The organism is Marinobacter sp. H13, from assembly GCF_059072335.1.
This window is the reverse complement of the sequence record NZ_JCACRU010000001.1, coordinates 117,924-138,598: the sequence shown is the minus strand read 5'-3', so window position 1 is coordinate 138,598 and position 20,675 is coordinate 117,924. Positions and strand designations below refer to the sequence as shown.

21 protein-coding genes and 1 other RNA gene are annotated in these 20,675 nt (G+C 57.5%); 21 read left to right on the top strand and 1 reads right to left on the bottom strand.

Translation table 11 applies throughout. The features are described from left to right. Positions 1-38: 38 nt before the first annotated feature. The 20 genes from ffs to AC5JQH_RS00545 all read left to right on the top strand — a co-directional run bounded on the left by ffs (position 39) and on the right by AC5JQH_RS00545 (position 18,210). Positions 39-135: signal recognition particle sRNA small type (ffs, locus tag AC5JQH_RS00640), an RNA gene on the top strand. 165 nt (positions 136-300) lie between these two features. Next, entirely contained in the window at positions 301-2,181 is a 1,881-nt protein-coding gene (gene dnaX, locus AC5JQH_RS00635; protein ID WP_493805146.1) for a DNA polymerase III subunit gamma/tau, read from the top strand. A 3-nt stretch (positions 2,182-2,184) separates the two neighbouring features. Then, positions 2,185-2,508, top strand: coding sequence for a YbaB/EbfC family nucleoid-associated protein (locus tag AC5JQH_RS00630; protein ID WP_493805145.1), 324 nt, complete (start codon positions 2,185-2,187; stop codon positions 2,506-2,508). Positions 2,509-2,539: 31 nt separating this feature from the next. Beyond that, a complete protein-coding gene (gene recR / locus AC5JQH_RS00625; RefSeq protein ID WP_273157935.1) occupies positions 2,540-3,142 on the top strand; it encodes a recombination mediator RecR in 603 nt (200 codons plus the stop codon). Between the two features lie 31 nt (positions 3,143-3,173). Beyond that, positions 3,174-4,331 carry a ribonuclease D gene (locus AC5JQH_RS00620; protein ID WP_273069820.1) on the top strand — a complete coding sequence of 386 codons (1,158 nt, stop codon included), beginning with the start codon at positions 3,174-3,176 and terminating at the stop codon, positions 4,329-4,331. Then, complete coding sequence (locus tag AC5JQH_RS00615; RefSeq protein WP_493805144.1) at positions 4,328-4,621, top strand: YcgL domain-containing protein; 294 nt, start codon at positions 4,328-4,330, stop codon at positions 4,619-4,621. The genes AC5JQH_RS00620 and AC5JQH_RS00615 overlap by 4 nt, the downstream gene beginning before the upstream one ends. Further along, entirely contained in the window at positions 4,618-5,064 is a 447-nt protein-coding gene (locus tag AC5JQH_RS00610; RefSeq protein WP_088557152.1) for a YcgN family cysteine cluster protein, read from the top strand. The genes AC5JQH_RS00615 and AC5JQH_RS00610 overlap by 4 nt, the downstream gene beginning before the upstream one ends. Then, a complete protein-coding gene (locus tag AC5JQH_RS00605) occupies positions 5,064-5,408 on the top strand; it encodes a hypothetical protein (protein WP_493805143.1) in 345 nt (114 codons plus the stop codon). The genes AC5JQH_RS00610 and AC5JQH_RS00605 overlap by 1 nt, the downstream gene beginning before the upstream one ends. A gap of 42 nt (positions 5,409-5,450) precedes the next feature. Next, positions 5,451-7,556, top strand: a complete 2,106-nt coding sequence (locus AC5JQH_RS00600) for a VWA domain-containing protein (RefSeq protein ID WP_493805142.1) — start codon at positions 5,451-5,453, stop codon at positions 7,554-7,556. Positions 7,557-7,573: 17 nt separating this feature from the next. After that, entirely contained in the window at positions 7,574-8,416 is an 843-nt protein-coding gene (locus AC5JQH_RS00595) for an AAA family ATPase (protein ID WP_064226964.1), read from the top strand. Between the two features lie 34 nt (positions 8,417-8,450). Then, positions 8,451-9,629: a vWA domain-containing protein gene (locus AC5JQH_RS00590; RefSeq protein ID WP_491713104.1), complete on the top strand. Its 1,179-nt coding sequence runs from the start codon at positions 8,451-8,453 to the stop codon at positions 9,627-9,629. 346 nt (positions 9,630-9,975) lie between these two features. Beyond that, complete coding sequence (locus AC5JQH_RS00585; protein WP_491713105.1) at positions 9,976-10,524, top strand: AraC family transcriptional regulator; 549 nt, start codon at positions 9,976-9,978, stop codon at positions 10,522-10,524. A gap of 6 nt (positions 10,525-10,530) precedes the next feature. Then, positions 10,531-11,937, top strand: coding sequence for a tetratricopeptide repeat protein (locus AC5JQH_RS00580; RefSeq protein WP_491713106.1), 1,407 nt, complete (start codon positions 10,531-10,533; stop codon positions 11,935-11,937). After that, positions 11,934-14,741, top strand: coding sequence for a tetratricopeptide repeat protein (locus AC5JQH_RS00575; protein WP_493805141.1), 2,808 nt, complete (start codon positions 11,934-11,936; stop codon positions 14,739-14,741). The genes AC5JQH_RS00580 and AC5JQH_RS00575 overlap by 4 nt, the downstream gene beginning before the upstream one ends. Further along, a complete protein-coding gene (locus AC5JQH_RS00570) occupies positions 14,731-15,213 on the top strand; it encodes a hypothetical protein (protein ID WP_493805140.1) in 483 nt (160 codons plus the stop codon). The genes AC5JQH_RS00575 and AC5JQH_RS00570 overlap by 11 nt, the downstream gene beginning before the upstream one ends. Next, positions 15,214-15,561, top strand: coding sequence for a hypothetical protein (locus AC5JQH_RS00565; protein ID WP_493805139.1), 348 nt, complete (start codon positions 15,214-15,216; stop codon positions 15,559-15,561). Positions 15,562-15,574: 13 nt separating this feature from the next. Beyond that, on the top strand, positions 15,575-16,201 hold the full coding sequence (locus tag AC5JQH_RS00560; RefSeq protein WP_493805138.1) for a MotA/TolQ/ExbB proton channel family protein: 627 nt from the start codon (positions 15,575-15,577) through the stop codon (positions 16,199-16,201). Next, positions 16,198-16,728 carry an ExbD/TolR family protein gene (locus AC5JQH_RS00555; protein WP_493805137.1) on the top strand — a complete coding sequence of 177 codons (531 nt, stop codon included), beginning with the start codon at positions 16,198-16,200 and terminating at the stop codon, positions 16,726-16,728. The genes AC5JQH_RS00560 and AC5JQH_RS00555 overlap by 4 nt, the downstream gene beginning before the upstream one ends. Next, positions 16,725-17,213, top strand: coding sequence for an ExbD/TolR family protein (locus AC5JQH_RS00550; protein ID WP_405419934.1), 489 nt, complete (start codon positions 16,725-16,727; stop codon positions 17,211-17,213). Before AC5JQH_RS00555 ends, AC5JQH_RS00550 begins: the two co-directional genes overlap by 4 nt. Continuing rightward, positions 17,206-18,210: an AgmX/PglI C-terminal domain-containing protein gene (locus AC5JQH_RS00545; protein WP_405419931.1), complete on the top strand. Its 1,005-nt coding sequence runs from the start codon at positions 17,206-17,208 to the stop codon at positions 18,208-18,210. The genes AC5JQH_RS00550 and AC5JQH_RS00545 overlap by 8 nt, the downstream gene beginning before the upstream one ends. A gap of 45 nt (positions 18,211-18,255) precedes the next feature. Here AC5JQH_RS00545 and AC5JQH_RS00540 read toward each other — a convergent pair whose 3' ends face one another. Further along, positions 18,256-18,741 carry a MaoC/PaaZ C-terminal domain-containing protein gene (locus tag AC5JQH_RS00540; protein ID WP_008171821.1) on the bottom strand — a complete coding sequence of 162 codons (486 nt, stop codon included), beginning with the start codon at positions 18,739-18,741 and terminating at the stop codon, positions 18,256-18,258. Positions 18,742-18,929: 188 nt separating this feature from the next. Between AC5JQH_RS00540 and AC5JQH_RS00535 the strand changes: the two genes are divergently transcribed. Then, complete coding sequence (locus tag AC5JQH_RS00535) at positions 18,930-20,606, top strand: long-chain fatty acid--CoA ligase (RefSeq protein ID WP_041645242.1); 1,677 nt, start codon at positions 18,930-18,932, stop codon at positions 20,604-20,606. Positions 20,607-20,675 lie beyond the last annotated feature (69 nt).

Below are 20,675 nucleotides of genomic sequence, written 5' to 3'. Positions count from 1 at the left end.
TTTCAGGGAATTGTCCTGAAACGCCGTTATGGTGGCTCCATTGGTGCCTCCGCAACATGAAACCGTGAACCCGGTCAGGCCCGGAAGGGAGCAGCCGCAGCGGTGGAATTGTGTGCCGGGGTGTCGCTGGTGGAGTCACCCCCAGTTTTCTCACCTCGCTTGTTTTATCCTTCTGATTATCCTTGATAGCCATGAACTTATGTGCGGCGCTGGTGTGTGCGTTTCCGGGATCAAGTCTGCTTCTTATAGATCTTTGTCCGTGCTAAGGTTAAAGCCGTTTTTCACTGCAGTTGGCGGAACATGAGCTACCAGGTACTTGCCCGTAAATGGCGCCCACGCACTTTCGAGGATATGGTGGGCCAGGAACACGTGCTCCAGGCGTTAATTCACGCCCTGGAAAGCCAGCGTCTTCATCATGCTTATCTATTCACGGGGACCCGTGGGGTAGGCAAGACCACCATTGGGCGCCTGCTTGCACGCTGCCTCAACTGCGAAACCGGCGTAACCCCGAACCCCTGTGGTGAATGCTCGAGCTGCCAGGAGGTTCAGGAAGGCCGGTTTGTGGATCTGATTGAAATAGACGCCGCGTCCCGGACCGGCGTTGATGATATGCGTGAGCTGACGGATAACGTTCAGTACTCGCCCACCCGTGGCCGCTACAAGGTGTACCTCATTGACGAGGTGCACATGCTGACGAACCAATCGTTCAACGCTTTCCTTAAGACCCTTGAAGAACCGCCGGAACACGTCAAGTTCCTGCTGGCAACGACCGATCCCCAGAAACTACCGGTCACAGTGCTGTCCCGGTGCCTGCAGTTTAATCTCAAACGCATGACGCCGGAGCACATCGCAGGCCATCTGCGTCATGTACTGGGTGCCGAGGAAATTCCATTTGAGGAACCGGCCCTGTGGCTCCTGGCCCGGGCGGCCGACGGCAGTATGCGCGATGCCTTGAGCCTCACCGATCAGGCTATCGCCTTTGGCAACCAGAAGCTGTCCGCCAGTGATGTCAGTAATATGCTGGGGACCATTGATCAGCGCGATATTGAGCGCATCGTGAATGCACTCGTTGAAGGCGATGGCCCGGCCTTGCTGGCGGAAATCAGCCGGATTTCGGGCTTTGCACCGGATTACAGTGTGATCCTCGCCGATCTGCTATCGCTCTTTCACCGGGTGACCATGGAACAGGTGGTTCCGGGCAGTGCCGATAACGCCCTGGGTGATGCCGAGCAGGTCCAGGCGCTGGCTCGCAAGCTCAGTGCCGAGGATGCCCAGCTTTTTTACCAGTCTGCGCTGATTGGGAGGAAAGACCTTACCATTACGCCGGATGCCCGGATGGGGTTCGAAATGACCCTGCTCCGGATGCTTGCCTTCCGCCCCGGGGCTGACCGGCGAGAGCCGCCGGCCATAAGCTCCGGTGGTCAGTCTGCCGCTTCCGAGCCACGGGATGAGCCCGACCCGGCGCCGACCCCACAGGTAGAGCAAAAACAGCCGGAACCGGAACCCGAATCCACGCCTGAGCCTGAACCCGAGATGCCGGCCGCTCCACCCGTTGCGGATGAGGATGCATCCTGGCTGGCCAGTCTGGATGCCCAGGCCGAGGCCGCTGGAGAGTATGAAGAGAGCTATCCTTTAAGCGATGAAGCTCCAGTTACCGAAGAGCCAGCAACTGCAGTTGCCGCGGAGCCCGTTGAACAGGCGGCCCCGGCTCCGGAACCCGCGTTTGTGGAGCCCGATCCAGCGATGGAACCTGCAGTTGAGCAGGCGCCTGAGCATGAGGGCGAATTCGTCTGGCACCGTGATTTCCGGAGTCTTGGCATTGTGGGCATGCCCGGTAATCTTGCCAGTCACGGCGCCATGTCCCGCGATGGCGATGTGATTACGCTGACCATTGATGAGGGGCACGCCCGGCTGTTGAACAGCAGGCACGAGGAAAAGATTCTGGCTGCCTTGAGAAACCGCTTTGGCGACTCCATTCAGTTACGTACAGAGCAGGGCAATCCCGGGCCAGACACCCCTGCGGCTTATGAGGAACGCCAGAGAAAGGCGCGCCAGGAAGCCGCAGAGGCGTCCATTCGCAGGGATCCGGTCGTAAAGTCTATTGTTGAACGATTCGAGGCGCGGGTAGTCGAAGAGAGTATCCGGCCGGCCGAGACACGGCCAGAGACAAGCAGGAGATAAGCTATGATGAATAATATGGGCGACATGATGAAAAAAGCCCAGAAAATGCAGGAAGAGATGCAGAAGGCCCAGGAAGAGATCGCCAAGGCAGAACTCACTGGCGTAGCCGGTGCCGGGCTGGTCAAAGTCACCATGAATGGCCGCCACGACGTTCGTAAAGTGGACATAGACTCCTCCCTGATGACTGAGGAAAAAGATATCCTGGAAGACCTTCTGGCCGCTGCGGTGAACGATGCCGTGCGGCGCGTCGAGGAAAACCAGAAAGAGAAAATGTCCGGTATGATGTCCGGCATGGGCCTGCCGCCCGGGTTCAAGATGCCGTTCTGAATTCCATCCTGCAGCCGTTCGAGGACCTTTCATGGCGTTCAGCCCCCTGGTTGATGAGCTTGTAGAATCCCTTCGTTGCCTGCCTGGTGTCGGTCAGAAGACCGCCCAGCGTATGGCTTTTCACCTGCTTGAACGTGGCCGTTCCGGAGGCACCCGTCTCTCGGATGCGCTCAGCCAGGCTATGAGTGGTGTTCGGCGCTGTCAAAGCTGCCAGAACTTTGCCGACACCGAGATCTGCGGCATCTGTGAAAATCCCCAGCGGCGCACCGGTACCCTTTGTGTGGTGGAAAGTCCGTCGGATCTGCTGGCCATTGAGCAGGCGGGTGACTATCGCGGCAGCTATTTCGTTTTGATGGGGCACCTGTCACCCATTGATGGCGTGGGGCCGGAAGAAATCGGCATTGAGCGCCTGCTGAGGCGGATCCGCGACGAAGGTGTGACTGAACTGATCCTCGCGACCAACCCGACGGTGGAAGGTGAGGCTACGGCTCACTACATCGCCGATCGCCTTGATGGCCAGGGCATCCTGATAACCCGTCTGGCCCATGGCATACCGGTGGGTGGAGAGCTCGGTTACGTCGATGGCTTTACCCTGACTCACGCATTCCGCGGTCGCAAACCACTGTCCGATTGAATCTGACCGAATAAACCTACCAGGCACGTTTATGGATATTTCCGCCCAGGCCGCTGTGGCAGTTGACGTTCCCCCGGCTCCGACCAGGATTGACTGGATCCGGGAACCGCAAGCACTGGACAAATGGCTGGATCGGGCACCGGGCAAGCCCCTGGCGCTGGACACGGAATTTGAGCGGGTAAACACCTTTTACCCGATACCGGGGTTGGTTCAGTTGGGCCTCGACGGCGAGTTTTGCCTGGTGGACCCTTCCGTTGCCGAGCAGTCCGGACGATTTCGGGAAGTCCTGGCGGACCCGGACACTCCAAAGCTTCTTTACGCCATGAGCGAAGATCTGGAACTTTTTCGCCAGTGGCTGAATCTTCAACCTGCCGGTGTCATTGATCTTCAAATCGGGGCCGCAATGGCCGGAGCAGGGTTCTCCCTGGGTTACGCGAGGCTGGTGGAAACCCTGTTCGGTGAGACTCTGGACAAGTCCGCCACCCGCTCTGACTGGCTGGCGAGACCGCTGAGCGATGCCCAGCAACGCTACGCGATTGACGATATCCGTTTTCTGGAGCCGATGTACCAGTGGGTCAGTGCATTACTTCGCGATCGCGGTCTGGAAGCGGCTCTGGTTGAGGAATCGGCGCGCTTTGCCAATGAACTGGCAGGGCAGGAGGATCCCGACAACCATTACCTGAAACTGCGGGCCGGATGGACCCTCTCGGCTCAGCAACAGGGTGTTCTCAAGGAACTGGTGCGCTGGCGTGAGCTGGAGTGCCAGCGGCGGGACCGGCCAAGGAACCGTGTGCTGGCAGATGCACTGTTGATTGCGATCGCGGAAAGGCTGCCAGCGTCCCTGAAGGAACTTTCTAACATTCAGGGAGTACCATCCGGCGCAGTCCGTCGGTATGGCGATACCCTGATTGAACTTGTTAGCCGGGGATCGACCGCGGATAATTCGTCCCTTGAGAGGATTGCGCCACCGTTGTCCCGGGATCAGCAGGGATTCTTTAAACAGTTAAAGCGTCTTTTCAGGAATGCAGCAGAAGATGCTGATATTCCAATGGAATTGTTAGCGCCGAGAAAGCGTTTGGAAAAAGTTGTACAGCAACCGGACCTCGCGCAACACGATTTTTTCCAGGGCTGGCGGGCGCAGATTCTTGCTCCGGTTCGCGCTGATATCGAGGAATTACTGAAGTCATGAAAGAGCGGGAATTTGTCTCTGTTTTCCGGAGCAGCAAAAAGAAGGATACCTACCTTTTTGTTCGGCGGGGACAGAAGTGGGAGGAGCTTCCCGAGAGCCTCCGGGGTATTTTCGGTCAGCCGGTTCATTCCATGGATCTGGTCCTGACGCCCGACCGCAAGCTTGCGAGAACTACCGGAAAGCAGGTTCTGGAAGCCATTGGCGAGAAATACTTTTTTCTGCAAATGCCGGAAGAGCAGGAAGGGTACGTGGTGGACTTCAAGCGCAAACTGGATCAGCGCAATCGATGATTGCCCAGGTGCCGTTCTGGCAACGCAAGCGCCTGCATGAGATGACGCCTGAGGAATGGGAGTCTCTTTGCGACGGTTGCGGAAAATGTTGCCTGAACAAACTGGAAGACGAAGACACCGGCGAGGTCTACCACACCGATCTGGTGTGTCGTTACATGGACGAAGAAACCTGCCAGTGCACCGTTTACGAAGAGCGGCTTAAGAAGGTGCCGGGTTGCACGGTACTGACACCAGGTACCGTCAACGACTACCATTGGTTGCCGTACACCTGCGCCTACCGCACCCTGGCTGAAGACCGGCCGCTGGCCGATTGGCATCCCTTGCGAAGCGGGGATCCGGATTCGGTGCACGAAGCAGGCGTTTCGATCCGTCACAAGGTGATTTCAGAAGACCGTGTGCCGGAAGAAGACTGGGAAGAACATATCATTCACTGGATCCTGTAATGATTGATACCGATGCACAAATGGCCTACGGGATTTTCTGGGCCGCCTACGCTATAGCCTTTGTCGTGTTCTTTTACATGATGAAGAGCCTGATCCGTTTTCTACCTTTTTATGGAGTGCGGACCCTGATTCTCGCCGCCCTGGTGGCTTTGCTGCTCACTCCGGTTGAATCACCCGATCTGACCGGTTGGTGGATTCCGGCCTGGCTCTTCGGCGGCTACGAAATGATTCTTGGCGACGCCGACGCTTTTGGTCGGGCCCTGTTTAATCTGGGCCTCGCCGGATTGGTCATGCTGCTGGTCTGGGTGTTGGATCTGGTTCGCTATCGTCTTGTTCGTAAATAGCGCGAAAAAGAAAAAAAGATAAGGATGGATGCCTTGAGAGAGATGACATCGAGATGGTTTGGTCTGGTTGCAGTTTGCTTCGTGCTCAGTCTTCCGGCCGGGCTGAATGCCCAGGAGAGCGACGATGTTCAACTGCCGGAGGAGTCGGACGTCCGGATCATAGTCGACATCTCGGGCTCCATGAAAGACACCGATCCGGACAACCTGCGACAGCCCGCCGTGCGTCTGCTGGCCCGGCTGTTGCCAGAGGGGGCCTCCGCGGGTGTCTGGACCTTCGGGCAATATGTCAACATGCTGGTGCCGCACCGTGAGGTGACCAACGCATGGCGGGAAATGGCCATTCAGCGCTCAGCTCAGATTAACTCGGTCGCACTCAGAACAAACCTTGGCGCGGCTATTGAGACAGCCAGCGATGATTATTTCACAGACGGCGATCTGAGCCGGACCCACTTCATACTGCTGACCGACGGCAAGGTCGATATCTCCGACGATCCTGCAAAGAATACCGCAGAGGAAACTCGTATTCTGGATACGATTGTCGCTGATCTCATCGAAAGGGGCGCTACCTTTCACCCCGTAGCTCTCTCTGAGGCCGCCGATACCGACTTTCTGAAAGCGTTGGCGACAGACTCCGGCGGTCGTTTCCAGGTGGCGGATACAGCAGATGCGCTGAACCTGGCATTTCTTCAGGCATTGAATACCGCGGTCCCACAGGAGCAGATTCCCATTGAGGGCAATGGCTTTACTGTGGACGAGGGCGTTCGTGAGTTTACCGCCCTGATTTTCTGGGGCGAGTCTGAAACCTCTGCCACCCGGGAGCTTGCCCTCGTGCGCCCGGACGATCGGGTCGTTAATCTTTCGGAGTTTCCCGACAACGTCCGGTGGGCCAGGGAAGCCGGTTACGATCTTATTACGGTCAATGAGCCGTTGGCAGGGCAGTGGCGCATTAATGGCGAACTCGGAGAGGGCAGCCGGGTTACGGTCGTTAGCGATCTGAGGATGGTGGTCAATCCTCTACCTCCATCATTCACATTGCAGGAGCCCCTCAAGCTCCGGGTCGGCTTTTTCGAAGAAGGGGAGAAAATCACTAATCCCGATTTTCTGGGTGTGATTGAGGTCAGCCTCAGTATCACCTCCGAGGATGGCAGAAGTGGAACCAAGGTATTGTCGGGAGAGCAGCCGCCGGAAGACGGCACCTACCGGGATACGGTAAGTCGTTTGCCAGCCGCGGGCCTCTACACCTTTGACGTGGTGGCCGATGGCCAGACCTTCAGCCGCAAGTTCAGCGCCACCGTCGGGTTTACGATGCCTGAAGGGGTTGAACCGGCTGAATCGCCGGAGCCGCAGGTGACAGAACCGGCGCTCGCTCCTGAGCAGTCTGAACCGGAGCCGCCGGTGTCTGAGCCGGAGCAATCCGGGCCGGAACCGGCGATTACATCGCCCATCGACGTAAGCGAGGTGGAGGAGCCAGAGACGCCAGCGGTCCAGGAGCCTGAACCGGCCCCTGAGGAGCCGGAAGACGCGGAACCTGCTTTTGCCGTGCCTTTGTGGATGGTCGGCGCAGCCGGCGGTGGGCTTCTCTTCATTGGCGGTCTGGTCTGGTTTGCCATCCGTAAGCGTAAACAGGATCAGCAGGCGCAAGAGAAAGCAGCATCAGAGCGCGAAACACTTGAGGATCTGCCGGACGAGACCGAATTAGAACCCGAACCCGAGCCGGAGGCAGTCTCAGAGCCGGAAGAGGATGTCGAAGCCGAGGAAATCCCTGAGGTAACCGAGGAAGCATTTGAGGACGATATGTCTGAGCTGGAGGCCGTCATTGATGAACATGAGGCCGCTCTGAAGTCGGAAGATGAAGCGCTTACGGAACCAGAGATTGAACCGACCGACGAACTGGAAGAGGACATCCCGGTAGCGGATACCCCGGTGGAGGAAGAGCCTGGCGAGTTGGATGAGGATATCCCGGAGCTGGAGGATATTGCCGATCCGTCCGACGCTGATGGGCCGGAAGATGATGATGAGGAGGAGTTCGGGCTTGAAGATTTCGATCTGTCCGAATTCGACGATTTACCCGATTATGATCAGGACGAGTCCGGATTGCCCGAAGATGATCCGAAAAAGAAGCCTGATCAGAAAGACCAGAAAAAGTAACCAACAGGAACCAGAGCATGAAGTTTACCGGCACCGAGAAGTACGTAGCCACCGATGACCTGCAAATGGCCGTCAACGCAGCAATTGCGCTTCAGCGCCCGCTGTTGATCAAGGGCGAGCCGGGCACCGGGAAAACCCTGCTGGCGGAGGAAATGGCCGCTGGTCTGGGTATGAGGCTGATTCCGTGGCACATCAAATCCACCACCAAGGCCCAGCAGGGGCTTTATGAATACGATGCGGTTTCCCGTCTGAGGGACTCCCAGTTGGGTGATGAAAAGGTCAAGGACATCGGCAACTACATCGTAAAGGGCAAGCTCTGGGAGGCCTTTGAGGCGGACGAGCAGGTGGTTCTGCTGATCGATGAGATCGACAAGGCGGATATCGAATTCCCCAACGACCTTTTGCTGGAACTCGACCGGATGGAGTTCTTTGTCTACGAGACCCAGAAGTTGGTTAAGGCAAAGAAACGCCCGATCGTGGTGATCACCAGTAACAACGAGAAGGAACTGCCGGATGCGTTCCTGCGTCGCTGTTTCTTCCACTACATCAGCTTCCCGGATCATGACACCATGCAGAATATCGTGGATGTGCATTTCCCGGGCTTGCAGCAGCAAATCGTTCGCGATGCCCTGGAAGTCTTCTTCGATGTGCGCAAGGTCCCGGGCCTGAAGAAGAAGCCGTCCACCTCGGAGCTGATTGACTGGCTGAAACTGCTGATGGCCGACGAGCTGTCGGCAAAAATGTTGCAGGAGAAGGATACCAGCTCGGCGTTGCCGCCTCTGTACGGTGCCCTGGTGAAGAACGAGCAGGATGTGCACCTGTTGCAGAAGCTCGCCTTCATGGCCCGTCGCCGCAGCTGATTCTCGGCAAGATCATTGGCAAGAGTCACGTTTTATGTTGATTGATTTTTTTCTTGAAGTCCGGCGCGCACGGGTGCCTGCCAGTCTGAGGGAGTTTCTGGACCTTCTGGAAGCCCTGCAGAAGCGGCTCGCTTTTGCGGACATGGAGGAATTCTATTACCTGTCCCGTCTTTGCCTGGTCAAGGACGAGCGCCACTTCGACAAGTTTGACCGTGCCTTCCAGGCCTATTTTGAAGGTATCGAGAATCTCGACGATCTGCTGGAAGCCCTGATTCCGGACGACTGGTTGCGGGCGGAATTCGAGAAGCACCTTTCTGAGGAAGAGAAGGCGAAGATCGATTCTCTGGGCGGCCTGGAGGAGCTGATCGAAACCTTCAAGAAACGGATGGAAGAGCAGGAGGAGCGCCACGCCGGCGGCAACAAGTGGATCGGCACTGGGGGCACCTCGCCATTCGGGGCAAACGGCTACAACCCGGAAGGCTTCCGGATTGGCCAGAAAAAAGGCCGCCACGGCAGGGCCGTGAAAGTCTGGGAAAAGCGCGAGTTCAAGGATCTGGACGACAGCGTGACCCTCGGCATCCGCAACATCAAGGTGGCGCTGCGCCGCCTGCGGAAGTTTGCCCGCCAGGGCGCGGCGGACCAACTGGACATGGACGACACGATCCGTTCCACGGCTCGCAATGCCGGATACCTGGACCTGAAGATGGTGCCCGAACGGCATAACGCGGTAAAAGTGCTGATCTTCTTCGATGTTGGCGGGTCCATGGACCCTCACGTTCGTGTCTGCGAGGAGCTGTTCTCGGCCGCGCGGCTTGAGTTCAAGCACATGGAATATTTTTACTTCCACAATTTCATCTATGAGAGTGTCTGGAAGAACAATATCCGCCGGATGAACGAAACCACCAGCACCTGGGACATTCTTCACAAGTACACGCCCGACTACAAAGTGATCTTTGTCGGCGACGCGACCATGGCACCCTATGAAATTTCCCATCCCGGTGGCTCGATTGAGCACTGGAACGAGGAAGCCGGCGCCACCTGGTTCCAGCGAATTACCGAGCACTTCCGTAAGGTCGTCTGGATCAATCCGCTCCCGGAGAGTTACTGGGGTAGCGGTGGTTCGTTGGGTATGACCAGGCAAATCGTTAACGATCACATGTACCCGTTAACCGTTGAAGGCCTTGAATCGGCCATGAAGCAGCTGAGTAAATAAAAAAAGCCGATGCGGTTGAGGGCATCGGCAAAACTCGGCATATCAAGCGGGGTTGCCTGAAGGCACGCCCGCCGCTTTCCAGCGAGCAAATACGGGGCCAGTTGAATTAAAAGCTGCTAAAACAGTCGTTTAAAATTCAGCTTATCCGATTAGGTTTTATTTTGCTCCGATAACTCTCTTCACCCTGTCAAATAAGTCGACACTCTTCTCAATTTTTAACTGCCGGACTCGCGTTTTTCATTTGGTGATCTGGATACCGTTCTTGGCGGTTACCAAGTGTTACGCTTTCTGCCGATCTGTTACAGAAGTTTGCATGAGTTACAGAGGCTACAAAGGCGGGAGGCTTATGTTCGGCTCACAACAATCACAAAGGCGCCGGATAGAACACCAAAGGTTAGTCCGCATCGGGGCACTGGTTCTGGCATTGCTGGCTGCCTCGGCTGCAGCCGCCGACGGGCTTGACGAGGAACTCGAACGCCTGAATGCTGAAATCGCCAGCCATTCCGAGCGCGTCTTCGCCCTTGAGCAGAAGGTCCTGCATCCGGCCAATACCCGACTGGCAGTTTTTCTGACACTTCAGAGCCGGGATGCCCTCGATCTTGATTCCGTCGAGCTGTTCGTCAATGGCCAGCCCGTGGCTTCGCACCTGTATTCCGATAGAGAAAGGGCCTCGCTTGAACGCGGCGGCATCCAGCAGTTGTTCACCGGAAACCTGGAAAATGGCGAGCATGAGTTGAAAACAGTGATTACCGCCCGCTCTGCCGATGATGATTTCGTGCGGCGGGAATCCACCCATCGGTTCAGAAAACGCCCCGGAGTGCTCCGATTGCAGATGAGCCTGGAAGCCCGGGCGCCCGATTACGAACCCCGGGTTTCGTTCATGGAGTGGGAGTAGGGCGCCATGATGTTTCGGGTCCTGCTGTTTGTGTTGCCTCTGACTGTTTCCGGTTTTTCCGTGGCGGCCACCCCGGCGATGCCGGACGACGTCCTTTCTGGTCTCAAGCAATTCCGGCAGGCCGGAGAAGTCGGCGTGGATCTTGGGGATGGACGACAGCAAGCACTCTATGAAGATGCTGAGAAGGCACGAACCGCGGGCCGCACTGATGAGGCCGGGCGAATCCTGGCCGGTATGAAAGAAGGGTACTGGGCGGCTCTGGGTTACCTCAATCTTGCCAGCGATTACGCGAAAACCGATCTTAACCCGGCCAGGGCGCTGGTTGCGCTGCGGGTGGCGTTAGCCATGTCCGACGGTGACGCCGATTCCGGGCGTAGCCAACATCTGAAGAATAATCTGCTGGTCCGCGCGGGCTACCTTGCCTACCAGAACGGCGAGTTCGATAAAGCGATCAGCTTTCTGGAGAAGGTCGATCTCGATAGTTTCAACACGCCGCGTGCCCTGTACCTCCATGGCCTGGCCCTGGCAGAAAAGGGCAACCACCGGGCCGCCATGCAGAGCTGGCATCGGGCCAGGAAATATCCACTGGCCTACCCCGGGGTTGCCGAAGCCTGGATTGGCTTGGGGCGCGGCTACGATCTTTCCGGCTATCTCGGGCAGGCCGGGGAAGCCTACCTCGCCGCCAACGCTGCCTTCGAGAGTGAACGGGTGACCCTTCGCAAACTGGCCGGAAAGATTCGGGAACAGGGGGCCTATAAAACCCTGGTGGAAGATGCCCGGGAAACCGGAGTCGACTGGTTTCTGGCCGACAGCCGCACACTGACACAGCCCCGCATGGCCTATCTTCTTGGCTTCATGGAGGACGCTGACGTCCAGAGGGCCGCAGGGCGAGTGGCCGCTCTTCGTTCGATGGCGGTAAAACTTGAACGCCATGGTTACGATCTTGAGGTGTTTCAGGGGGCTCTGAGAGAACAGCTGGTCGGCATCCATCAGCAGGAATCCAGGCAAAGCACCGCTGATCTTAATGCGCGGGGGGCGGAGCTCGGTGCACGGCTGCTGCGCCTCGCGGATAGCGCCGGTCCCGGCCAGCAAGCCCGTATCGAGGCTCTCCAGAAAACCCTCTCGGACGCCCAGACCCGTTTGAGCCAGGTCCGGAGCAAGGCATCGGCGCAACCGGAAATCCTGGAACGGTTACGTCACTCTGCCGCTGCGCTGACAGAGCGCAACGAAGCGCTGTTAGTGTCTGCTCGTCAGTTGCTTGAAGCTTCTGAGACGGCGTTGGACGATTTGGCTCTCGACTATGTCGAAGCCAGTGACCAGCAGATGGCCTTCGCACTGGACAAAACCGAACAGCAGATAGCTCACCTGTATGAATACCTCGCCCTTCAGAGCCTGGAGGAGACGCAGCCATGATCCGGCCGTTTCAGAGCTTCTGCCTTTCCTTACTGCTGGCAGCGCCGGCTGTGGCGCAGGAATCTTTTCGTGTGGAACTGGGCCGGGACGGCGAGACCATCGGGGATATGCGCCCGGTGTTCCTGACCTTTGAAAGCCGGCCGATGCCGGCCATCTCGCCTTCGGAAGTTGCTCGTCGTTACCATCGCCTGTTCAGGACATCGGACGAGCCTGAGGTTCGGATCGATGCCCTCAACCGGCTGAGCAACATCAGGGATCGGTCAGGATCAGACGTTGGCTTGTCGGCGTCTGAAGAAGAACAGGTCTACAGTGAGGCCATCAGCAGCTATGAGTCTATTCTCGAGCGAGGTTCCTATGGCGGGAGGCTTGACGAGCTGCTGTACCAGATGGCCAAGGCCCATGCTCTGACGGGGCAGCAGGATGCTTCAATCCAGAGGTTGAAACAGCTGGTCGGGTTATATCCGAAATCCCCTCTTGTGCCAGAGGCCAGGTTCCGATTGGCTGAATCCGCCTTCGCAGCTGGACGCTACACAGAAGCGGAAACCGGCTATCTGCACCTCGTTAATTCAGACGCTGGTGGAGAGCTGGGCATCAAGGCCAGATACATGCTCGGTTGGAGCCAGTTCAAACAGGGGCCGTCTGCGTGGAGCAGGGCCGCAGCGACCTTTATCAGAGTTCTGGATGAGTTCCTGCCGAGCGCACAGAGCCTGGGGTCAGTCAGCGATTCGAGCGTTGATACCATCGATGACACGTTTCGGGTGCTTGCCCTGATGGCTGCCCGAAACAGCGGTACGGACACCCTTATTGCCTGGCTGGATGGGAGCCGGCCCCACCACTGGGAACATCTCCTGTTCGATCGGCTGGCCGATTACTACGCGGTGAAGGGCGAGACCATCGCAAGTGTTGCTGCCAATCAGGCCTTTATTGACTATTCGCCCAGTCACCGTGCTGTGCCTGCCTTCCGGTTACAGATAGTGGATGTGTGGCAAGCGGCTGGTGATCCGGAGCAGGTTCGCAATGCCCGTGCGGAGTTCGTCGCCAGCTACAGCCAGGATTCCGCTTACGCCGCTCTGACTGGTGAACAGAAGAATAAATGGCTGAGTTACAGCAAACGGTTGGCGGATTACCACTATGACCTGGCCACACGATTGGTGGAACAGGGCCGGGTGGCGAAGGCTAAATCCACTTTTGCTGAGGCAGCGGTTTATTACGCACACCTGGCTCCGAGGATTGATCAGAGCGGCGAAATGCTTCGCCTTGCTGGTGATGCCTGGTTGCAGGCGAGGGATTTTCCGAAAGCGTTGACGAATTTTCGCAGAGCAGCCTATGAGTCGCCCGGTTACAGCGAGGCTGCCGATGCTGCCTGGGCCGCTATTGCTCTGTTGAGAAACAGTCTTGACCGGCCGACCACTGTGTCTGCCTTTCAACCCGAACTGAAGGATGTTTCCAATGAGGCCAACCGCTTTAGTGGACGTTTCGAAGGGGATAGCCGGATTCCCGGCCTGATGGCAGATCTCGCCGCCCGGTGGCTGGCCGCCGGCGACCACCAACTGGCGTTGGATTATGGTTCGCGGGTATTGACTGCGCCCACGGCGTCTCCGGCAGAGCGATACGCGGCATGGCAGGTCATGGCCCGGATACGCCAGGAAAAGGGCGACTATGGCCTGGCGGAGCGTGCCTGGGGCCAGGCGCTGAATCTTGCCGAAAGTGAACGGCTCGCAAACGTGACCGAAGAGCAGGTCTCAGCCATTCGGAAGCAACTGGCGACGTCCGTCTATCGCCAGGCAGAGCTCGCGGTATCCAGTGGCAGGCTCGGAGAGGCCGTTGGGCACTTCCGACGGGTTGATTCGGTGCTACCAGGTTCGGACGTTGCGATCCGTGCGCGCTACGACGCGGCCAACACCTTGCTCAAAGCATCGGACTGGGGCGCTGCCGTCGGCGACCTGCAGAGTTTTCGCGCCGATTTTCCCCAGCACGAGCTTACTGCCGGCATCAGCGAAAAGCTGGTACATGCCTGGATTCAGTCTGATGAACCCACCCGCGCGGCGTCAGAATTATTGCTGGCCGCCGACAATCACGCTAACCCATGGAACCTGAAGTTGCGGGCTGCGGAATTGTTGAATCAAGCCGGGAATGTAGCGGAACGAAATGCCCTTTACAGGGATTACCTTGCAGCGGCTCCGAAGGCAGAGAGCGGGGCCGAACATGAACAGCTCCAGACATTCCGGCATCGCCTGGTAGAAACCGGCGAAAATCCCGATGCCTGGAGGGAAGTACTGGTCCAGTCAGAGCTGGACAGCACCTGGCACACCGCCGACACCCTTGAGTGGGCCTCCCGGTCGTCACTGGTGCTCGGTGCTCGTGCGGCTGCAGTGTTTACCAGCATCAGACTAAGTCAGCCGCTGGAACAATCTCTGGCGCGCAAGCAAAAGGCGCTGGAATCGGCTCGACAGAGATTCCTGGATGCCGAAGCCCTGGGCGGCGAGCGAGTTCTGTCTGAATCTCTGTTCCGACGGGCCGAACTCTATCGTGGTCTGGCCAAAGACCTGATGGCATCCACGGTTCCGGCGGATCTGAATGAACTGGAGGCGATGCAGTATCAGATGTTACTGGAGGAGGAAGCTTTCCCATTCGAAGACAAAGCCATTCAACTGCATACGGAGAACCATCGCCGGATTACGGCCGAGGGGTATGACCCCTGGATAGGACGCAGTCTTGGCGTTCTTGCGGAGCTGCACCCGGGACGTTACGAGCGGAGTGTTAAGTGGCTTGGCTGGAATATGGAGATCAGGGATGGCGTGTAATTCAACGGGGAAAACGAGCCTGCCACTGGCGGCGCTTCTGGTGTTGCTCGTCGGCTGCGCCGGGCAGGAAGTCCGGCAGCCGGAGAAGCCCATCGGAAAGGATCCGGAACTGGCAGCAAGTTATGAACAGGAGGGGCGGGTGGCCTTCGAAGAAGGTCGCAAAGGCGCGGCTGTGGATGCATGGCAAAAAGCCGTGGAGCTGGATCCGACCAGGGCGGTGACAGTCAACAACCTGGCGCTCGTTCTAAAGGACCAGTACCGATTCGCCGAAGCGGCCAGGCTACTGGAACTGGGCATCAGCCATTCGCCAGATGTGGCCGAGCTGCATTTTAATCTGGCGGTGATTGCCGAGCTCTATTTGCTGGATCTTCAGACTGCCCTTGAGCATTACAACCGCTACCGGCAGCTGACGGAAAAAGAAGACCAGCAGGTGGCTGGCTGGATAGCAGATCTGGAACGGAGGCTGCAATAAATGGCTGATATCCGCAAAACTGCCAAAGTCGTCTTACGCTTACTGGCGATGGTTGGCCTGCAGTTAATGCTCCTCAACCCGGCGCAGGCGGATCAGGAAGAAGCGAACCGGCTGGCTGTTGAGGGTATATCCGCCAGCCTCGGCGAAGACGAGCCGCGGGTACTCTACATACTGCCCTGGCAAGCCCCAAGCCTGCCAAAACGACCAAGGGCGGACCTGAATGACGAGGCGCCGGAACTGGTCCGGCCGGTGGATCCAGTCGTCCTCGAGCGTCACCGTCTGTTTCGGGAAAACCTTAATCCTCTCATCCTGAGCCCTATTGGAGACTCAGGCCTGGCCGAGCAATAACCGGAGAACAGTCATGCTGGACACGATCGTACGTTTTTTCCAGGAAGGTGGGCCCTTCATGTACCCCATCGCCATTGTCCTTGCATTGGGGTTGGCGATTACTCTGGAGCGGTTCTTCTATCTCTCTGCGGTGCGGCGGCGTAACCGGATTGCCTTTGAGCGGGGCATCCTGCCGCTGCTGAGGAAGCGGGACTATCAGCGGGCCATGAAAGCTGCCACAAACTCAGACAGTGCGATTGCCTCAATCATGGGGGCAGGCATCGGCCGTCTGCTGAGCAACAGCAGTAGGGAGGATATTGAGTACGCCATGGAAGAAGGCTTGATGGAAGTGCTGCCGCGCCTGGAAAAGCGTACCCAATATCTGGCAACCCTGGCCAACATCGCCACGTTGCTCGGCCTGCTGGGAACCATTATTGGTCTGATTGCTGCGTTTACTGCGGTGGCGGCGGCAGATCCTTCCCAGAAGGCCAGTCTGTTGTCCGAAAGTATTTCCGTGGCCATGAATACCACGGCTTTCGGCCTGATGTCGGCCATTCCGTTGCTCATGTTTCATGCGGTACTACAGACCAGAACCAATGAGATTGTCGACAGCTTTGAAATGGCCGGCGTGAAGTTGCTGAACATTGTGTCTGAAGCATGAGACGCCGTCACCGCAGGTTAAGCGTATCGCCGGAGCTGGATATTACCGCCTTTCTCAATCTGATGATTGTTCTGGTGCCCGTCCTGTTGCTTGGCATGGTGTTCAGCCAGGTCCGGATGATCGAGCTGAATTTTCCGGGAATGGATGCCGGGCAGGCGCCGGATGCTAAAGAGTTCCGGCTCGTGGTTACTCTGATTCCGGAAGGTATCGAGATCGCCGACAGCGACCGCGGTCTGATCCAGGCGCTGCCCGTGGGCGAGGAAGGGCAGGATTTCGAGAACCTTCGTCAGGTACTTAGGCAGATAAAAACCCGTGTGCCGGATAAAACCGACGTGGTGCTGGAAGTCGGACCGGACATCGATTACCAGACACTGGTTACTGCCATGGATACCGTCCGCTCTTATCCGGCGGTAGTTGCGGCCAGCGTGGTTGAGGGGGAGCTGTTTCCCGATGTTTCGCTGATGGATGCACCTGAAGACCGGAAGCTTGCCGCAAACGCCAGGGCCGAATCAGGGGAGGGCGCATGAGAACGTCCCGAAAGGCGAAAAGAATTCGTCGGCATTACGGCCGGATGCACAAGCCCGGGGGCCTGAACCTGGTGTCGCTGATGGACATCTTTACCATCCTGGTCTTTTTCCTGATGGTGAATTCCTCGGATGTGAAAGTGATGCAGAACACCGCAGACGTGCCTTTGCCAAAGTCCACGGCTCAACAGGAGGCGGTTGAGAGCCTGACAGTCCAGGTAACGGCCAATGCCATTCTGGTCCAGGGCAGCGAAGTGGCAAGACTGGATGGCATCGAGACCAGTGACACCTATATCGCCGGTCTGTCGGAAGAGCTTTCCTGGCGCCGCAACCGCTGGTCTGAAGTTCCCGAGGAGGGGCTTGAAGTAACCATTATGGCCGGCCGGGATACCGATTACCGATTGCTTCGCAAGGTCATGCAGACCTGTGTTGATGAACAATATCGACAGGTGCGCCTCGCAGTGGAAGGGGAGGTCCGTAATGGCTGATAACGGATATTCCCCTGCGACGGGTTCGGGGCTGCCATGGAGTCGTGATCTCGGCGAGAGTCGAAGATTTACGGGTATTGTATTGTTGATGCTGGCGCTGTTTTTGCCACCGGCGTTCCTGATCCCAATGCTGGATGTACCGGAGGTTGAGCGCAGCGAGGCCGAGAAGGTTCCTCCCCGGCTGGCGCGGCTGGTGGAGAAGCCTAAACCGATTGTGCCACCGGAGCCAGTTCAGCCCGAGCCAGAACCTGAGCCAGAACCGGAAGTGAAGGAAGCGAAGAAAGAAAAACCAAAGCAGCCGGAACCGAAAGTTGCCAGGGTTGAACCCGACCCTGTGCCTGCCCCAAAACCAGAATCCGAACCTCAGGCCGTATCCGAGCCGAAGCCCAAGCAGACCACCGAGCAAGCCAGGGAAAAAGCGTCCCGCTCCGGGCTGCTGGCCATGAGAGACAAGCTGGCTTCACTCAGGTCGCCTGAACCCACACCAGCCCGTGAGTTTGCGGTCAACACACAGTCGGAGGCGGCCGAAGCAACGAAATCGCGCGAGGATTCTCAGCAAGTCCTCAGTGGAAGCGGTGGTGTGGAGGACGCTCCGGCGCCGGAAACCACTGTCGCTGTGGCTGAGCATGAGGTCAAAACGGTTGATGCGCCCGAGGAAGAATCCCGAAAAGTGGCCGCCAGGCCGGCAAAGGTCGAGCCATCGGTTGGCGAGCGGGCAATGAGTAATATCCGGCAAGTATTCGATGCCCAGAAAACGGCACTCTATTCCATGTACCGGCGGGAGCTTCGGCAGGATCCGACCCTCAAGGGCAAGGTGTTGTTGGAGCTGGTAATCGAACCGGATGGCTCGGTGTCTGCCTGTGAGGTGGTCAGCTCAGAGCTCGGGCACCCCACGCTGGAACAGCGGATTGCCATGCGCGTGCGGCTGTTCAATTTCGGGGCTGACAATGTTGAGGCCCGGAAGGTCAGATTTCCGATTGATTTCCTGCCCGGCTGATAACTTGATCGGGCAGCCAGCGAGGGACTGCCCGACACGGCGAGCTTAGTTTTCGATGGTGATTTTCGGCAACCGGGGTTTGTGCAGACACACTTTCTCCGATGGCGCGATGACCTTCGCTTCCCCGATGACCACCTTCTGATCGTTCTGATTACGTACGTCGCACTCGACCACGACCCGGCCTTTCGGTTCCTTGCGGAGGATTTTCAACTGAACGGTGAGGGTGTCGTCCAGTTTCACCGGCCGCTTGAAAGACAGGCTCTGGTCCAGGTAGATGGTACCGGGGCCCGGCATGACCGTTGCCAACGCCGCCGAGATCAGGGAGCCGCTCCACATACCATGGGCAATCCGATCCTTGAACATGGAGCCGGCTGCAAATTCGGAGTCCAGGTGTACCGGGTTTACATCACCGGAGACCGCCGCAAACAGCACCAGTTCGTCCTCGGTGAGGGTGCGCGTAAAGGTGGCGGTGTCGCCCTCGTTCAGCTCGTCGTAGGTGATATTTTCCAGGGTATCAAGGGTATCGCTCATCGCGTGCTCCGCACTGTTGTCATTTGAGTACAGGTGTTCGGGTAAGAGTCTCGAAAACTACCTCATCGGTTACAAAACTGCTATTCTCTCCCCACTTTTTTGAGGCTGATACCTTTGTAGGGTTGATTTTCTGATCAACCTGACATCGGTAAATCATTACAATCAAAAGCGCCAAACAGGAGATGGTGATGGATTTTGAGCAGTTCTATCAGGATAAATACCCCGCCGGCGTGCCCCGTGAGGTGGACCTGAACAAGTACAAAAGCATGGTGGATGTATTCGAGCAGTCGGTCAAAAAGTTTGCCGACCGTCCCGCATTCAGTGCTGTTGGTGCAACTCTCACTTACCGTGACCTCGACACCCAGAGCCGCAACTTTGCAGCCTGGCTGCAAAACAAGACAGACCTGAAACCTGGCGACCGCATCGCGGTGCAGATGCCGAACGTCAGCCAGTACCCGGTCGTTGTGTTTGGCGCAATGCGAGCTGGCCTGATTGTAGTGAATACCAACCCGCTTTATACCACGCGGGAAATGGAACATCAGTTCAACGATTCCGGAGCCAAGGCGCTGGTGGTTCTCGCGAACATGGCCGAGAACGCCGAGAAGGTGTTGCCACACACTGGCATCGAGCACGTGATTGTTACCGAAATCGCGGATATGCACTCGCCAATCAAGCGCACGCTGATGAATGCCGTGGTCAAGCATGTCAAAAAGATGGTGCCGCCGTTCAATCTGCCCCAGGCCCACAAGCTGCCTGCCGTTCTGAGTGCCGGCGCCCGTGAAAAATTCACCCCGGTAGAGTGCAAGCAGGATGACATTGCCGTGCTTCAGTACACCGGCGGGACGACCGGTGTGGCGAAAGGCGCGATGCTGACCCACGGCAACCTGGTAGCCAACCTGCTGCAGACCCGGCCTATGATGGAAGACATGGTGGTTGAAGGTCAGGAGGTTGTTATCGCGCCGCTGCCGCTCTACCACATTTATTCCTTTACCCTGAACTGCGGCATCATGCTTGAGGCCGGCGCGCACAACGTGCTGATTCCGAACCCGCGTGATATCCCGGGCTTTGTGAAAGAGCTGAAGAACCACAAGTTCACCGCGTTCCTGGGACTGAACACGCTCTTTGTCGCGCTTTGCAACAACGAAGACTTCCAGGATCTGGACTTCAGCAGCCTGAAGCTGACGTCCTCGGGCGGCATGGCGCTGACAAGCGACACTGCCAAGATGTGGGAGCGGGTCACTGGATGTGAGATCTGCGAGGGCTTCGGTATGACCGAAACGTCCCCGGTTGTGACCTTCAACCCCCACAGCGCCATTCAGATCGGCACCATCGGCCTTCCGATTCCGTCTACAGTGGTTAAAACCCTGGATGAAGAAGGCAATGAAACGCCTCTTGGCGAGCCCGGCGAGCTGTGCGTGAAGGGCCCGCAGGTTATGCGCGGTTACTGGCAGCGCCCTGAGGATACCCAGAAGTCCTTCACCGAGGACGGCTATCTGCGCACCGGGGACATTGCCCTGATTCAGGAAGACGGCTATATCCGTATTGTCGATCGCAAGAAAGACATGATCATTGTCTCTGGCTTCAACGTGTTCCCGAATGAGATCGAAGATGTGGTCAGCAGCCATCCGAAAGTGGTCGAGTGCGCCGCGGTTGGCGTTCCCGATGCCAAGAGTGGTGAGGCGGTCAAGGTTTACCTGGTGCCGACGGCTGAAGGCGTGACGGAAAACGAGCTCAAGGAGTTTTGTCGCGAGCGGCTAACCGCCTACAAGGTTCCCAAGAAATTCGAGTTCCGGGACGAGCTGCCCAAGACAAATGTGGGCAAGATCCTGCGCCGTGAACTGCGGGACGAGGCGAACAATAAGTAAGCCTCCCTGCCAGTGGATCAAGGAATACCCCGCTTTGGCGGGGTTTTTCCGTTTTTAAGACACCGACTT

Bases quoted from the DNA above. Each gene is read 5' to 3' on its own strand.
- dnaX (WP_493805146.1), top strand. From the start codon at position 301: ATGAGCTACCAGGTACTTGCCCGTAAATGGCGCCCACGCACTTTCGAG.
- AC5JQH_RS00630 (WP_493805145.1), top strand. From the start codon at position 2,185: ATGATGAATAATATGGGCGACATGATGAAAAAAGCCCAGAAAATGCAG.
- recR (WP_273157935.1), top strand. From the start codon at position 2,540: ATGGCGTTCAGCCCCCTGGTTGATGAGCTTGTAGAATCCCTTCGTTGC.
- AC5JQH_RS00620 (WP_273069820.1), top strand. From the start codon at position 3,174: ATGGATATTTCCGCCCAGGCCGCTGTGGCAGTTGACGTTCCCCCGGCT.
- AC5JQH_RS00615 (WP_493805144.1), top strand. From the start codon at position 4,328: ATGAAAGAGCGGGAATTTGTCTCTGTTTTCCGGAGCAGCAAAAAGAAG.
- AC5JQH_RS00610 (WP_088557152.1), top strand. From the start codon at position 4,618: ATGATTGCCCAGGTGCCGTTCTGGCAACGCAAGCGCCTGCATGAGATG.
- AC5JQH_RS00605 (WP_493805143.1), top strand. From the start codon at position 5,064: ATGATTGATACCGATGCACAAATGGCCTACGGGATTTTCTGGGCCGCC.
- AC5JQH_RS00600 (WP_493805142.1), top strand. From the start codon at position 5,451: ATGACATCGAGATGGTTTGGTCTGGTTGCAGTTTGCTTCGTGCTCAGT.
- AC5JQH_RS00595 (WP_064226964.1), top strand. From the start codon at position 7,574: ATGAAGTTTACCGGCACCGAGAAGTACGTAGCCACCGATGACCTGCAA.
- AC5JQH_RS00590 (WP_491713104.1), top strand. From the start codon at position 8,451: ATGTTGATTGATTTTTTTCTTGAAGTCCGGCGCGCACGGGTGCCTGCC.
- AC5JQH_RS00585 (WP_491713105.1), top strand. From the start codon at position 9,976: ATGTTCGGCTCACAACAATCACAAAGGCGCCGGATAGAACACCAAAGG.
- AC5JQH_RS00580 (WP_491713106.1), top strand. From the start codon at position 10,531: ATGATGTTTCGGGTCCTGCTGTTTGTGTTGCCTCTGACTGTTTCCGGT.
- AC5JQH_RS00575 (WP_493805141.1), top strand. From the start codon at position 11,934: ATGATCCGGCCGTTTCAGAGCTTCTGCCTTTCCTTACTGCTGGCAGCG.
- AC5JQH_RS00570 (WP_493805140.1), top strand. From the start codon at position 14,731: ATGGCGTGTAATTCAACGGGGAAAACGAGCCTGCCACTGGCGGCGCTT.
- AC5JQH_RS00565 (WP_493805139.1), top strand. From the start codon at position 15,214: ATGGCTGATATCCGCAAAACTGCCAAAGTCGTCTTACGCTTACTGGCG.
- AC5JQH_RS00560 (WP_493805138.1), top strand. From the start codon at position 15,575: ATGCTGGACACGATCGTACGTTTTTTCCAGGAAGGTGGGCCCTTCATG.
- AC5JQH_RS00555 (WP_493805137.1), top strand. From the start codon at position 16,198: ATGAGACGCCGTCACCGCAGGTTAAGCGTATCGCCGGAGCTGGATATT.
- AC5JQH_RS00550 (WP_405419934.1), top strand. From the start codon at position 16,725: ATGAGAACGTCCCGAAAGGCGAAAAGAATTCGTCGGCATTACGGCCGG.
- AC5JQH_RS00545 (WP_405419931.1), top strand. From the start codon at position 17,206: ATGGCTGATAACGGATATTCCCCTGCGACGGGTTCGGGGCTGCCATGG.
- AC5JQH_RS00540 (WP_008171821.1), bottom strand. From the start codon at position 18,741: ATGAGCGATACCCTTGATACCCTGGAAAATATCACCTACGACGAGCTG.
- AC5JQH_RS00535 (WP_041645242.1), top strand. From the start codon at position 18,930: ATGGATTTTGAGCAGTTCTATCAGGATAAATACCCCGCCGGCGTGCCC.